This is a genomic window from Salinisphaera sp. G21_0 (genome assembly GCF_017744115.1).
Classification (GTDB): Bacteria; Pseudomonadota; Gammaproteobacteria; order Pseudomonadales; family Endozoicomonadaceae; genus Endozoicomonas.
The window spans coordinates 58798-73047 of sequence record NZ_JAGHQW010000025.1; the positions used below are offsets into that span (position 1 = coordinate 58798).

The 14250-nt window shown below is 50.2% G+C and carries 11 protein-coding genes; 8 read left to right on the forward strand and 3 right to left on the reverse strand.

The features are described from left to right. The first annotated feature begins 135 nt into the window (after positions 1-135). The 4 genes from odhB to sucD all read left to right on the forward strand — a co-directional run bounded on the left by odhB (position 136) and on the right by sucD (position 5084). Entirely contained in the window at positions 136-1380 is a 1245-nt protein-coding gene (gene odhB / locus J7439_RS13215) for a 2-oxoglutarate dehydrogenase complex dihydrolipoyllysine-residue succinyltransferase (protein ID WP_209202282.1), read from the forward strand. Positions 1381-1484: 104 nt separating this feature from the next. Continuing rightward, positions 1485-2924 carry a dihydrolipoyl dehydrogenase gene (gene lpdA / locus J7439_RS13220; protein WP_209202284.1) on the forward strand — a complete coding sequence of 480 codons (1440 nt, stop codon included), beginning with the start codon at positions 1485-1487 and terminating at the stop codon, positions 2922-2924. 121 nt (positions 2925-3045) lie between these two features. Beyond that, the gene (gene sucC / locus J7439_RS13225) at positions 3046-4212 is read left to right on the forward strand and encodes an ADP-forming succinate--CoA ligase subunit beta (protein ID WP_163370820.1); all 1167 of its coding nucleotides are present in this window, start codon (positions 3046-3048) and stop codon (positions 4210-4212) included. Continuing rightward, positions 4212-5084 (forward strand): succinate--CoA ligase subunit alpha, encoded by an 873-nt coding sequence (gene sucD / locus J7439_RS13230; protein WP_209202286.1) that lies wholly within the window; start codon positions 4212-4214, stop codon positions 5082-5084. The genes sucC and sucD overlap by 1 nt, the downstream gene beginning before the upstream one ends. A gap of 77 nt (positions 5085-5161) precedes the next feature. Here the strand turns inward: sucD and J7439_RS13235 are convergent, their stop codons facing one another. Next, entirely contained in the window at positions 5162-6325 is a 1164-nt protein-coding gene (locus J7439_RS13235; RefSeq protein WP_209202288.1) for an iron-containing alcohol dehydrogenase, read from the reverse strand. 164 nt (positions 6326-6489) lie between these two features. On the opposite strand from J7439_RS13235, the gene J7439_RS13240 reads away from it, so the two are divergent. Further along, entirely contained in the window at positions 6490-7365 is an 876-nt protein-coding gene (locus tag J7439_RS13240; RefSeq protein WP_209202290.1) for an AraC family transcriptional regulator, read from the forward strand. Between the two features lie 146 nt (positions 7366-7511). Continuing rightward, entirely contained in the window at positions 7512-8390 is an 879-nt protein-coding gene (locus J7439_RS13245) for a prenyltransferase (RefSeq protein WP_209202292.1), read from the forward strand. Between the two features lie 94 nt (positions 8391-8484). Here the strand turns inward: J7439_RS13245 and gspD are convergent, their stop codons facing one another. Both gspD and J7439_RS13255 read right to left on the reverse strand, forming a co-directional pair. Beyond that, on the reverse strand, positions 8485-10563 hold the full coding sequence (gene gspD, locus J7439_RS13250) for a type II secretion system secretin GspD (protein WP_209202294.1): 2079 nt from the start codon (positions 10561-10563) through the stop codon (positions 8485-8487). A gap of 38 nt (positions 10564-10601) precedes the next feature. Beyond that, complete coding sequence (locus J7439_RS13255; RefSeq protein ID WP_209202296.1) at positions 10602-11249, reverse strand: type II secretion system protein N; 648 nt, start codon at positions 11247-11249, stop codon at positions 10602-10604. 144 nt (positions 11250-11393) lie between these two features. On the opposite strand from J7439_RS13255, the gene gspE reads away from it, so the two are divergent. Then, entirely contained in the window at positions 11394-12929 is a 1536-nt protein-coding gene (gene gspE, locus J7439_RS13260; RefSeq protein WP_209202298.1) for a type II secretion system ATPase GspE, read from the forward strand. A 30-nt stretch (positions 12930-12959) separates the two neighbouring features. Next, a complete protein-coding gene (gene gspF / locus J7439_RS13265; protein ID WP_209202300.1) occupies positions 12960-14180 on the forward strand; it encodes a type II secretion system inner membrane protein GspF in 1221 nt (406 codons plus the stop codon). Positions 14181-14250 lie beyond the last annotated feature (70 nt).

Genomic DNA, 14250 nt, shown 5'->3' on the forward strand with positions numbered 1-14250 from the left:
ATGATAATTTACTGCTCAAGCTGAGCAGTGATATTGGTTAAACGGCCAGCAGGTATTTCTTATCGATCTGGCCAGAGCGTTTTACACAGTTTCTGTGGATAACGCTCAAAGGGGCGAAGACGCAAAGGATCAATAATGGCCACAGAAATTAAAGCACCTACCTTTCCTGAATCCGTTGCTGATGGCACTGTAGCAACCTGGCACAAGCAGCCCGGTGAGCAATGCCATCGGGATGAACTGCTGGTTGATATCGAAACCGATAAAGTGGTTCTTGAAGTTGTTGCACCGGCAGATGGTGTTTTGAGTGAAATTATCAAGCCTGAAGGTGAAGTTGTTCTCAGCAGTGAAGTGGTTGGAATCTTTCAGGAGGGTGTTTCTGCTGGCACTGCCCCGGCGGCTGCTGAAGCTTCAGCTACTCCGGCAGCTTCACCGGAAGCCATTAAGGAAGAGCCCATTCTCAATCCTGCAGCACGCCGGATGGCTGATGAGAAAGGCCTTGATCCAGCAGCCATTACCGGTACCGGTAAAGGTGGTCGTGTCACCAAGGAAGATGTGGTTCGTCATGTTGAAGGTGGTGCTCAGGTATCACCTGCTCCGGCTGTAGCTGCCACTCCGGCAGTGCCCGCTGCTGCCGCACCAGCACCTCAGGTCGAGGCAACCGCACCGGTGTTTTCCGGTGAGCGTGTAGAGAAACGGGTGCCCATGACCCGGCTACGTGCCAAAGTTGCCGAGCGTCTGGTTCAGGCTCAGCAGAATGCAGCCATGTTGACTACTTTCAACGAGATCAATATGAAGCCGGTTATGGAGCTTCGTGCCCAGTACAAAGATGTCTTTGAGAAACGTCATGGCGTACGACTCGGTTTCATGTCTTTCTTTGTCAAGGCCTGTGTTGAAGCGCTCCGCCGCCATCCGGTGGTCAATGCTTCTATTGATGGCAATGATATTGTCTACCATGGTTACCAGGATATTGGTGTTGCCGTTTCCAGTGATCGCGGGCTGGTTGTGCCAGTGCTTCGTAACACCGAAGACATGAGTCTTGCCGATATTGAGGCAAAAATCCGTGAGTTCGGTAAAAAGGCAATGGATGGAAAGCTTGGCATTGATGAAATGACCGGTGGCACGTTCACCATTTCCAATGGCGGTGTATTCGGTTCACTGTTGTCAACGCCCATCCTGAATCCACCACAGTCGGCAATTCTGGGAATGCATAAAATTCAGGAGCGTCCTATGGCGGTTAACGGCAAGGTTGAAATTTTACCCATGATGTACCTTGCCCTGTCCTATGATCACCGACTACTGGATGGCAAGGACGCAGTCACCTTTCTCGTGACCATCAAGGAACTACTGGAAGATCCGGCCAGAATGCTTCTGGATGTTTGATTCCGGATTGTATCGGGCAGCCTTATTTTTTCTATCAAGTTTTGCTGCCCATTGATTGACTTGACCCGTATACCTTGTTTTATAAACCGTTTTGGAAATAACTTATGGCAAATCAGTTCGACGTGGTAGTTATTGGCGCAGGCCCTGCCGGTTACGTCTGCGCTATTCGCGCAGCCCAGCTGGGGCTGAAAACTGCCTGTATCGAGAAGTGGTCCGATGATAAGGGCAAGGCAAAGCTTGGCGGTACCTGCCTGAATGTTGGCTGTATCCCTTCCAAGGCACTTCTGGATAGCTCCCACAAATATATTGAAGCCAGGGAAGATTTTGCCAAACATGGCATTAAGCACAGTGGCGTAGACATCGATGTACCTGCAATGCTTGCCCGTAAGGACAATATTGTGAACCAGCTGACTACCGGTGTGACCGGCCTGTTCAAGGCAAATGGTGTGACCTTGCTTGAAGGTGCCGGTAAAGTGCTGTCTGGCAAGCAGGTTGAATTAACCAGGGCTGACGGTTCTGTCGAAGTGGTTGATGCTGCAAACGTGGTGATTGCCACCGGCTCCCGTCCCATTGAAATTCCACCCACACCACTCACTGAAGGCCTTATTGTTGACTCCACCGGTGCGCTTGAGTTTCAGGAAGTTCCGAAGCGCCTCGGGGTTATTGGTGCCGGTGTTATTGGTCTGGAACTGGGCTCTGTCTGGGGACGGCTGGGTGCCGAAGTGGTTGTCCTTGAAGCCCAGGATAAATTCCTGGCCCTGGCTGATCAGCAAATCGCCAAAGAAACCCAGAAAATTTTCAGGAAACAGGGACTGGATATTCGCCTGGGTGCACGGGTGACCGGCTCTGAAGTCAAGGGTAGCGAAGTTGAGGTTACCTATCAGGATGCCAATGGTGATGAGCAGAAGCTGACCTTTGATAAATTGATTGTTGCTGTCGGTCGTCGTCCCTATACAGAAAACCTGCTGGCTACAGACTCCGGTGTCAATCTGGATGAGCGTGGTTTCATTTTCGTTGATGATAACTGCGCAACTGACGTTCCCGGCGTTTATGCGGTTGGGGATGTGGTTCGGGGCCCGATGCTCGCTCATAAAGGCAGTGAAGAAGGCATTATGGTGGCGGAAATCATTGCTGGTCAGAAAGCACAGATGAACTATGACCTGATTCCTTCGGTTATTTATACTCACCCTGAAGTGGCCTGGGTCGGTAAAACGGAAGAAGAAGTCAAGGCCAGTGGTGATGAGTACAAAGTGGGTACCTTCCCGTTTGCCGCCAGTGGTCGTGCGCTGGCTGCCAATGATACCCATGGCATGGTCAAGGTGATTGCTGACAAAGTAACTGACCGTATTCTTGGCGTTCATGTTGTGGGCCCAAGTGCGGCTGAGCTGGTGCAACAGGGGGTTATTGCCATGGAGTTCGCTGCCAGCAGTGAAGATCTTGCATTGACCATTTTCTCACACCCAACCCTGAGTGAAGCGCTGCACGAAGCGGTTCTGGCGGTTGATGGCCACGCTATCCATATTGCCAATCGCAAACGTCGTTAAACGTATCTTAAGGGGAGCGGTCAGGGCCGACTTGCTCCTTTCTTCATAGACAATATCCAGGGATATGGTTTGACGAGAAACTTAAAAACAACGCTCAAATAAAAAAGAGGGCCGCGTCAGAATGAATCTTCATGAATATCAGGGCAAACAACTCTTTGCCAAATATGGTCTGCCTGTATCTCAGGGCGTCGCTGCGGATACGCCAGAGCAGGCCGCTGCTGCTGCCGATGAAATCGGTGGTAATCAGTGGGTGGTTAAGGCCCAGGTTCACGCCGGTGGTCGTGGTAAGGCGGGTGGTGTGAAATTGGTCTCCAGCAAAGACGAAATCCGCGCGTTCGCCGAGCAGTGGTTAGGGAAAAACCTGGTCACTTATCAGACCGATGAAAATGGCCAGCCGGTCAGCAAGATACTGGTTGAAAGCTGCACTGATATTGATCAAGAGCTTTATCTTGGCGCTGTTGTTGATCGCGCAACCCGTCGCATCGTGTTTATGGCCTCCACTGAAGGTGGGGTTGAAATTGAGAAGGTGGCGGAAGAAACGCCGGAAAAAATCCTTAAGGCGACCATTGATCCCTTGACCGGTGCCCAACCTTATCAGGCCCGTGAACTGGCCTTCAAACTGGGTCTGGAAGGAAAACAGATCAAGCAGTTTACTCAGATTTTCCTCGGTTTGGCGAAACTCTTCCAGGAGTGCGATCTTGCCCTGCTGGAGATCAACCCGCTGGTTATCACTAAAGAGGGTGACCTGCACTGTCTGGATGCGAAAATCAACATTGACAGCAACGCACTGTACCGTCAGCCACAGTTGAAAGCCATGCATGACCCTTCCCAGGAAGATGCCCGTGAAGCCCATGCTGCTGAGTGGGAGCTGAACTACGTCGCACTGGATGGCAACATTGGCTGTATGGTAAATGGTGCAGGCCTTGCCATGGGTACCATGGATATTGTCAAGCTGCATGGCGGTGCGCCTGCCAACTTCCTGGATGTTGGTGGTGGTGCAACCAAAGAGCGTGTCACCGAAGCCTTCAAGATCATTCTTTCCGATGACAGTGTGAAAGCCGTTCTGGTCAATATCTTTGGTGGTATTGTCCGCTGTGACCTGATTGCTGAAGGTATTATCGGTGCGGTGAAAGAAGTCGGGGTTGAAGTCCCTGTGGTGGTTCGCCTGGAAGGCAACAATGCTGATCTGGGTGCGCAGACCCTTGCCAATAGTGGACTTGATATCATCGCGGCCAACAGTTTGACCGAGGCTGCCCAGCAGGTAGTTAAGGCAGCGGGGAACCAGTAATGAGCATTTTAATTAATAAAGACACCAAAGTTATCTGCCAGGGGTTCACCGGTTCCCAGGGTACTTTTCACTCCGAACAGGCCATTGCTTACGGTACCCGGATGGTGGGTGGTGTAACACCGGGTAAAGGTGGTCAGACTCACCTGGGTCTGCCCGTATTCAATACGGTGGCTGAAGCGGTTGATCAGACCGGTGCTGAAGCTTCGGTTATCTACGTTCCTGCTCCTTTCTGTAAGGACTCCATTCTTGAAGCTGCTTATGCTGGCATCAAGCTGATTGTCTGCATCACTGAAGGTATTCCTACGCTGGATATGCTGGAATGCAAAGTTAAGTGTGATGAGTTGGGGGTTTGTCTTATCGGTCCAAACTGTCCGGGTGTTATCACGCCGGGTGAGTGTAAGATCGGTATTATGCCCGGCCATATCCATCTGCCGGGCAAGGTGGGTATTGTTTCCCGTTCCGGTACATTGACATATGAAGCGGTCAAACAGACCACCGATTATGGCTTTGGCCAGTCTACCTGTGTTGGTATTGGTGGTGACCCTATTCCCGGTTCTAACTTTATCGATATTCTGGAACTGTTCGAGAATGATGATAAGACCGAAGCCATCGTGATGATTGGTGAAATCGGTGGTTCTGCCGAAGAAGAAGCGGCTGCTTATATCAAGGAACATGTCACCAAACCCGTCGTCTCTTACATTGCCGGTGTAACAGCGCCTCCTGGCAAGCGTATGGGGCATGCCGGTGCGATTATCGCTGGTGGCAAGGGGACTGCCGATGAGAAGTTTGCGGCACTTGAATCAGCAGGTGTCAAGACGGTTCGAAGTCTGGCGGATATCGGTGAAGCTCTGAAAGAAGTGACCGGTTGGTAAAACAATCGGTTCAGGTAACACTAAAAAGGCCGGATTTATTTCCGGCCTTTTTGTGATGGAAAATACTGAATCAGTGCTCAGGCTGCGTAAGCATCTTCAAGGATTTCACGGGAAGTATTGAGATCCTGGTCACCGGTCTCTGACAGAGCCGTCATGCCATGGGCCTCCAGAGCCTTGATCACGTTCTCAATCTGGTTATGCTCAACACCATACTGTGACAGTCGTGTTTTCACACCCAGTGATTCAAAGAAATCGCGGGTTTTCTCAATAGCGAGATCAATCTTCTCATCGTCGCTACCTTCTCTGATATCCCAAACGCGTTCTGCATACTGCACCAATTTTGCCCGCTTCTTATCTTTGCGCAGCTTCCACAGGGACGGCAGAACCACCGCCAGACTCTGGGCGTGGTCCAGACCAAACAGGTCAGTTAGCTCGTGGCCAATCATATGAGTGCCCCAGTCCTGGGGAACGCCGACACCAATATAGCCATTCAGTGCCGAAGTAGCGCTCCACATCAGGTTGGCTCGGGCATCGTAGTTTTCTGGCTCAGCCAGTGTTACCGGGCCCACTTCAATCAGCGTTTTCAGAATACCTTCCGCCATACGATCCTGAATCTGGGCGTCAACAGGGTAGGTAGCATACTGCTCAAGCACATGAACGAATGCATCAACTATGCCATTAGCAATTTGAACTGGTGGCAGGGTGAAGGTCAGTGATGGATCCAGAATGGAAAACTGAGGGTAGAGCAGTGGACTCATAACCGGCAGTTTACCAATGTCGTGAGAAATAACGGCACCCATGTTCATTTCGGAACCCGTGGCTGGTAAGGTCGCAACCGTAGCCAGTGGAATGGCAGTGGTGATCGGCGCACCGGCAAAACCTGCCTTAAGCAGATCCACCTCGTCACCTTCATAAGGTGCAGCTGCAGCAACAAACTTGGTGCCATCCATGACAGAGCCGCCACCAACCGCCAGCAGGAAGTCGATATTTTCAGCGCGGACGATCTCAACAGCTTTCATCAGGGTAGTGAATTTCGGGTTTGGCTCGATACCGCTGAACTCAAGGACCTCACGGTTACCTAAGCCGGCCAGCACTTTTTCCAGGGTGCCAAATTTCTTGACACTGCCACCGCCGTATAGGACCAGTACTTTGGCATTAGCCGGTACCAGTTGATCCAGTTCCTGCAGACGGTCCTGGCCAAACACAATGTGGGTTGGGTTTTGATAATTAAAATTCATCATTGCGATTCTTCCTCATGAGTGGTCAAGCGTAGATTATCGTTTCTGTGCAGGAATAGAATGACCATAACTGGCAAAGTCATGCCTAAAACGATCAGGGGTGGTTTTTTTATGTATTGGGTGAAGCTATGCTGTGACGAAGTAAATTACCGATCAGAAGATAACTCATGACGCCATTAGTTCAGACCCTCTCTCTTTTGGCCAAAGAAGAGGGCTATAACAAAACCCATATTCCCGGCGTTGGCGTTCTAAAAGCCAGCGAATCCAGAGAGCGTGAGCCACTGTGTTATAGCCAGGGCATTTTTATTGTTGCCCAGAGTGCAAAACGGATTTACCTGGAGCAGCAGACTTATGAATATAATCCGGATAACTATCTGGTACTGACCTTGCCTATTCCTGCGGAATGCGAAACCATCGTTGTAGAAGATAAACCGTTGTTATCCATGCTGGTGGATATCGATATCAGCCTGTTGCATCCGCTGGTGCGGTTGTTCGACCATCATCAACAGGCGACAGACACCATGGAAGATCTGTTAGAGGCAGGAAGCAGCCTATATGTCAGCCCGGTGACGGATTCTTTCTCAGCAACGGTGTTAAGGCTGGCTCAGTGCCTTCACTCGCCGCTGGAGAGTGAAGCGTTAGGAAAAGGGCTGGTGCAAGAGTTGCTTTTTCATGTTCTTAACGGGGAGCAGGCCGCGCCATTATTTGCCCTGGCCAGACACAATACGCATATTGCCCGTCTTGAGCGGGCAATGAAGTATATGCACGAGCATTATGATCAGTCCCTTGATGTTGGGTGCCTGGCCTCTATGGCTAATATGAGCCCATCAACCTTCCATCGTAATTTCCGGCATATGACGTCATCGTCGCCTATTCAGTACCTGAAGAAACTGCGCCTGAGTCGGGCCAGAGAGTTGTTGCAGGATCATGGGGTCAGAGTAAAGCAGGCAGCTGCGGAGGTTGGCTATGAGAGCCCAACGCAATTCAGCAGGGAATTTAAACGTTACTTTGGGTTAACGCCTCAGGCATGTGCGGCAGCCTGATTTTTTCAGGTGGTGGCAGGGCTTATTAGCCACTGCCTGAAGTAAGGGAGCTGCTTTCCATTTCCACTGTTGCCTTTTTGTGGTGTTCTTATAGCCATTGCTGTGAAATTTCCTTATTCTCCCGCTTTTTTCTCAGGAGCTTGCCAGTGGATGCCCTTGATCTGAATCCGGACAAATATCGACTTGCCAGAGCTCTACGCCCTTTCTCTTATTCTGTCGCCCTCGTCACCTGTGGCCTTGGCGTGGTATTGGCTTATCAGCAGGGTGTTGGTGACTGGCGCAGAGCACTGCTGGTCATGTTGGCTGGCCTATTACTTCAGACAGCCAGCAATCTTGCCAATGATCATGCTGATCTGGTGTTGTGGAAAAAACGTTCTGGCGAGTTGGCAAGGCAGGTGGTTAATCAGATCCATCGAAACTTTATACTGGCGGGTGTATGCGCCCTGATTGCCTGCATGGTGGGACTATTATTGGTGATCGATGTTGGCTGGCCGTTATTGTTGCTTGGTGTCTTTGGTGTTGTCGGTGGCTATTTTTATACCGGTGAACCCATTGTCTACAAACATCGCGGCTGGGGAGTGCCCGCAGTATTTCTGTTCACTGGCGTGCTGATGGTCAGTGGTGCCTTTTATGCCGTTGGGGGGTACTGGAATAATGAAGTGGTCTGGATGTCGATTCCGGTGAGCTTGCTGGCTTCTGCGCTGTTGCTATCCAATGAGATCCGGGATTACCTGGATGATATCAGTCACAATATCCGTACGTTAACCGTTCGTATGGGATTGGTTCAAGCGAAATGCCTTTATGTCGTGCTTTTGCTGGCAGGGTTTCCTGTCAGTTTTATGTTGTACTATTTGGGAGAGCTGGATAACCCTCTTTATCTACTGATAGCGCTGCCTTTTGCCATTGCGCCTATCAAATTGCTTGCCAACCATTCAAGTGATGCTGAAATGGTCCGTTTGCCTCCTCTGACGGGACGTTTTTTTATCATCTTTGGCTTGGGCTTTATGCTTTCAATTGTTTTTTAGAGGAGAAGAGAGCCTTGATATACAAAACACCCGATGTCGTTTATCGGGTATCTTAAAACCTGCTTTAGTCTGGGCATAATACAGGCCAGTACCGTCAGTCCTTGTTTCTCAGGTCATAGGTTTCCGCATCAAATAACTCCTCGGGTCGGTTCGGGAGGTTAATACCCTTTCTGGTGTTGCCATTACCGATAAGCTTTAGTTTGGTGAATCGGTCCCGGGTCGCTTTTACCAGTGTTTCCGAGTTACGCATGATGGTGGGGCGGATAAACAACATCAGGTTCTTTTTTTCATCGCCGCTCTGATTGTAACGGAAGAGGTTGCCCAAAATCGGGATGCTTCCAAGCAGTGGCACTTTTTTCCTGGTTTTGGATTTGATGTCTTCAATCAGTCCACCAATAACGACGGTCTGACCATCGTCCACCAGTACCGCGGTCTTCAGGGAGCGGGTATTGAACAGCAGGTCACCGCTGGCTTCTCCCAGAATATCTTTGCTTGTTCCAACATCAAGAGAGGAGACTTCTTGCTCTAACATAAGTCTAAGGCTGTTACCTTCATTAATATGTGGTGTAATTTTTAGTTTAAGGCCGACATCTCTGCGTTCTGTTGTGGTGAAAGGGCCAGTGCCGCCTCCACTGGAAGAAGTTTGGTAAGAGCCAGTCTTTATGGGTATGTTTTTGCCAATAACCAACTCCGCTTCTTCATTGTCCAGAGTCAGCATGCTGGGTGTTGACAGAATATTATTATTGGATTTCGTGCTGAGTGCGCCGACGAGCACCCCAAAGTTATCAGTCCTCAGAGCTAGAGAGCCCAAAGTAATATTTGCATTGTTCCATATCTTGCCGGTAATACTGCTTAACTCTCCTGAAGAGTCGCGTATGGTTTTTGTGCCATCAATGCCCCACTGAACACCCAACGCATCATTAATCCCACCAGACACTTCAACAATAACGGCCTCCAGCAACACCTGGGCCCTGGGAACATCAAGCTGCCTGACAATCTTCTCCATTTCCTGAAGGGTTTCCGGATCGGCAATCATAACCAGGGCATTCTGGGTTTCATCCGCTTTTACAAACGCTGTCGTTGCTGCCGACTTGCTTTTGGCACCAGACTTGGTGGAGGCCTGGGAAGAGGACTGATTTGATGAGTTACCAGGAGAGGCTGAGCCTGATGTAACCGGTGACGATGGCGTTGCAGCGGTTCTCTTTCCCTGGCTGTCCTGAATAATGCCTGAGGCTTCCGAAAGAATTTCCGCAATGTTTTTGGCATCGGCAAAACTCAGGAACATGACTTTGGTGGTTGATTTTCGAATACCTTCCTTATCAAGGGTGTCAGCCAGTTTTCTGACCCGTGCCCGTTTGCTGGCGTTGCCCTTAACCACCAGACGATTGCTTCGCTCATCGGCGATCACCTGGAGCCCGCTGGGTAGCTGTCCCTTGCCGGTGACCAGGGTATCAGAGATTATTTTTGAGACATCTCCCACCCAGGCATGTTTCAGCTGGATGACTTCATAGTCGTTATTGCCCGCATTATCCAACTCCCGTATCAGTTTGGTGATGCGCTCAACATTATCGGCAAGGTCACTGATGATGACCGCATTACTGGAAGCAGATGCAGCAGCGTGTCCATACTGGGCAATCAGTGGGCGAATGATCGGGATGACTTCGACAGCGGATACGCTGTGCAGATCAACAACTCTGGTGGTCATCACGCCATCAATGGGCTTCTGAGTGTCTCCGGGGCTGCTGGTCTTTGCTGTGGCTGTGGGGACAACATTAATAATATGGCCATCGGCTTTGGGAATGACGGTATAACCATTAGCGGACAGGACTTCCAGGAAAACATCATAGACCTCATCCCGGCTCAATGGCTTGCTGGAAATGACGGTAACGGTATTGCCACCCTTAATCCGAGGATCGATAACAAATGTCTCTCCGGTTATTTTGGCAACCTGGGTGATAAATTCACGGATATCGGCATTCTGCTGATTCAGTGTCCAGAGCTTATCATCGGGTGTCGGTACGGTGTTATTGGCAGCAGGCTGTAAGCCGGTGTTTACCTTGCTGGCAAACAGCGGTGTGACAGCCATCATCAGCACCAGAGGAATGGCTCTGATTAACTTTCTGTTATGAGAGTGTGGTAAACGTGGTAATAAGAGTAGCGCTCTGGTGTTCATGATATGACCATTAACTCAGCAGTTTGTCATTGTTGTCATTACAGTTCCTGACTGGCGTCCTGCAGCTTCTCCCTGAGGTCCTGCATTCGCTGTTCAAGAGACATGTCATCCGGATAATCATGGTTGCCCGGACGCTGCTCCATTGACTCGGGGATGTCTTCCGCCACAGGCCTGAATTCCTGAAAGGCTCTGGAATCTCTGGCTGTTTCCGGAAAGTATAGTTTTTCAAGCTGGTCACCCCGTTTAATGACAATGTGATCGGAATAAACCTGATTCAGAATGGCACCTCCGGGAAGAGCGTCACCAATTTCATATAACTTGTCCTGGTTGGCTATTTGAATAATTGCACTTGCGTACTTTTTGGTTTCAATGCCTGAGAGCGCCCCTCTGAGAATCAGGTTCATTTTTGTTATGGGGATCTCTTTATTGTTTTGAGTTATTTCCTGATTGTCACTAAAACCAAAAATCAGCTCAAAGTCTTCATGTTTGATGGTTGAGGAGTTTTTCAAAACGATAGTTTTATTATTAACACTATTTTTCAAGGGTTCGCTGCTGACGATTTGATAAAAGTGAAATGCTTGAAAACTGAGGCTAAGGATCATGATGATGAAAATAATCAGAATGATAAGGTTCCGATTATTTTTATGCCCCCATTGCAGAAATGTGGTGAAAACCACTGGTTTCATGGTCATATCTTCTGAAGTTAACGAATAGGCTATTCTTTACTCTAAATAAAAGCATAAGAGTTTTGTTTTTTAAAGAAATAAGTTTTTTCAAAAAGGAAAGGCCTAACCGCCTCCCGGGTGCTTCCTTTTTGATTTAAGGAGTTCATGATATTGGCTACACTTCTGACCGCTGACTATGACACCGAAGATGATGCTGAAAGTGAAGCCAGCGTTTTACCAAGACTGCCTTTTAGTTTTGCCAAAAGGCACGGCGTTGTGCTCATTGAGAATGATAATGGGATAGCCACACTCTATTTTCACAACACACCATCGGCTGACCTGATTGCCGAGATCAGTCGCTTTTCCGGCGTTTTTCCTGCCTATGAGCGGGTCGATGCCGAAAAACTGTCAGAGGTGCTGGCTCACTGTTATCACAATGACAGTTCAGAAGCATTGCAGGATGCGGCTGGCATCAGTGATCACCCGGACCTGACCAGTCTGGCGGATGCCGTTCCGATCACGGAAGACCTGCTTGAGCAAAGTGACGATGCCCCGGTTATCCGTTTAATTAATGCGTTGCTCACTGAGGCGATCAAGGAAGGTGCTTCCGATGTGCATATTGAAACCTTTGAGTCGGCACTTGTGGTTCGGCTGCGGGTGGATGGTGTGTTAAGGGAAGTACTGTCTCTGAAGAGAACCATTGCCTCTTTACTGGTTTCCCGCATCAAGGTGATGGCCCGGCTGGATATTGCCGAGAAACGGGTACCCCAGGATGGCCGGATTTCGCTGAGGGTGGCCGGCAAGGAAGTGGATGTCCGGGTTTCCACGCTGCCTTCCAGTAATGGCGAGCGGGTAGTACTCCGGCTGCTGGACAAGGCAGCAGGCCGTCTTGAACTCAGGCACCTTGGCATGACGGAGCGGAACCGTTCACTGATCGAGGGGCTGCTGAAAAAACCTTATGGCATTATTCTGGTGACAGGGCCAACCGGATCTGGCAAGACAACGTCTCTATATGCCAGCCTTACCCTTCTGAATGACCAGACCCGAAATATTCTCACCGTTGAAGACCCCATTGAGTATCACCTGGAAGGAATTGGCCAGACCCAGGTAAACACAAAAGTCGATATGACCTTTGCCCGGGGATTGAGAGCTATTCTGAGACAGGACCCCGATGTGGTGATGGTCGGAGAGATCCGTGACCGGGAAACCGCTGAAATAGCGGTACAGGCCAGTTTGACCGGGCACCTGGTGCTTTCCACGCTTCATACCAATACTGCGGTTGGTGCCCTGACCCGTCTTCAGGATATGGGCATTGAACCTTTTCTGATGTCGTCCAGTCTACTTGGGGTGATTGCCCAACGTCTGGTCAGGGTGCTATGCAGTGACTGTAAAGTGCCATACACCCCTGATGATGCCGAATGCCAGCAGTTAGGCATTGATGCTTCTGATGGCGTAACGCTGTATCACGCTGCAGGGTGTAAGGGCTGTAATTTCAGTGGCTATCGTGGCCGTACCGGAATTTATGAAGTTGTCGTTATTAATGAACAGGTCCGGCGAATGATCCATGGGCTCAAAGGGGAGCAGGAGATTACGGACTGTGTTCGTGAGTCCAGTCCCGGCATCCGTGAAGATGGCAGCAGAAAAGTGCTGGAAGGGGTTACAACTCTTGAAGAGGTACTTCGGGTTACCCAGAAGGACTGATTATGGCTGCTGAAGAAAAGGCTCAGGATAATGGCCGCGTTTGAATACATAGCCCTGGACCATCAGGGCAAACAGCATAAGGGTACCCTGGAAGCGGACAGTGGGCGTCAGGTTCGCCAGATGCTGCGGGATAAACAGTGGACACCACTGTCAGTTAATACACTTGCCGATCGCAAACAGCAGGGAGAGGAGGGAAGGAGCTTCTTTCTACGCCGGGGCATTTCAGCCGTTGAGCTGGCTACGGTAACCCGGCAGCTGGCTACGCTGATCCAGGCGGCAATGCCTATAGAGGAAGCACTCAATGGTGTGGCAGCCCAGCAGGAAAAACGACGGATAAAAAATATGCTGCTGGCGGTTCGTTCCAGGGTGCTTGAAGGCTATACCCTGGCCAAAAGCCTGGAAGCCTTCCCGGAAGTCTTCCCCCAGATGTATCGGGCAACGGTTGCCGCAGGGGAGCATGCCGGTTATCTCGACCGTGTTCTCAATCGTCTGGCCGACTACACTGAGGCCAGAATGCGTTCTGGTCAGAAAGTACAGCAGGCGCTGGTCTATCCGGTCATACTGATGTTGGCTTCCATTGGCATTGTCAGCTTTCTGTTGGGATTTGTGGTGCCGGATGTTATCAAGGTCTTTCTGGATTCCGGTCAGGAGCTGCCATTAATCACAGAGCTATTGATCAATGCCAGTGAGGGGTTTCAGACATGGTGGCCTTTGATCTTTGGTGTAATTGTTGCGGCTATTGTGGTTGTCCGGCATTTACTGAAAAAGGCCTCCATACGACTTTCCTGGCATCGGGTTCAGTTAACGTTGCCGTTGGTTGGGCGATTTGTCCGAACGGCCAATGCCGCCCGTTTTGCCAGTACATTGAGCATGTTAACCCGCAGCGGGGTTGCGCTGGTAGAGGCCCTGATGATTGCTGCCCAGGTGGTTAATAACGATGCCATCAAACATGCCGTTCAGGATGTTGCCCGGCGAGTCAGTGAAGGAACCAGTCTTAACAGGGCGCTGGCAGAAACCGGCTACTTTCCACCCCTGATGCTCCACATGATCGCCAGTGGCGAGGCAACCGGAGAGCTGGATCAGATGCTGGAACGAACTGCACAGAATCAGCAGATGGAGCTGGAAGGGCGAATAACCGTCATGCTTGGACTGTTTGAACCTTTGATGCTGGTCCTGATGGGGGGAGTGGTCATGATGATTGTTCTGGCTATCCTGTTGCCGATACTCAATATGAACCAGCTGTTGAATTGAGGTGACAACCTGGGAGTGAAACAGCGTTAAACCGTCCTGGATGAAATGCTGAACGGCCTATTCACAGAAA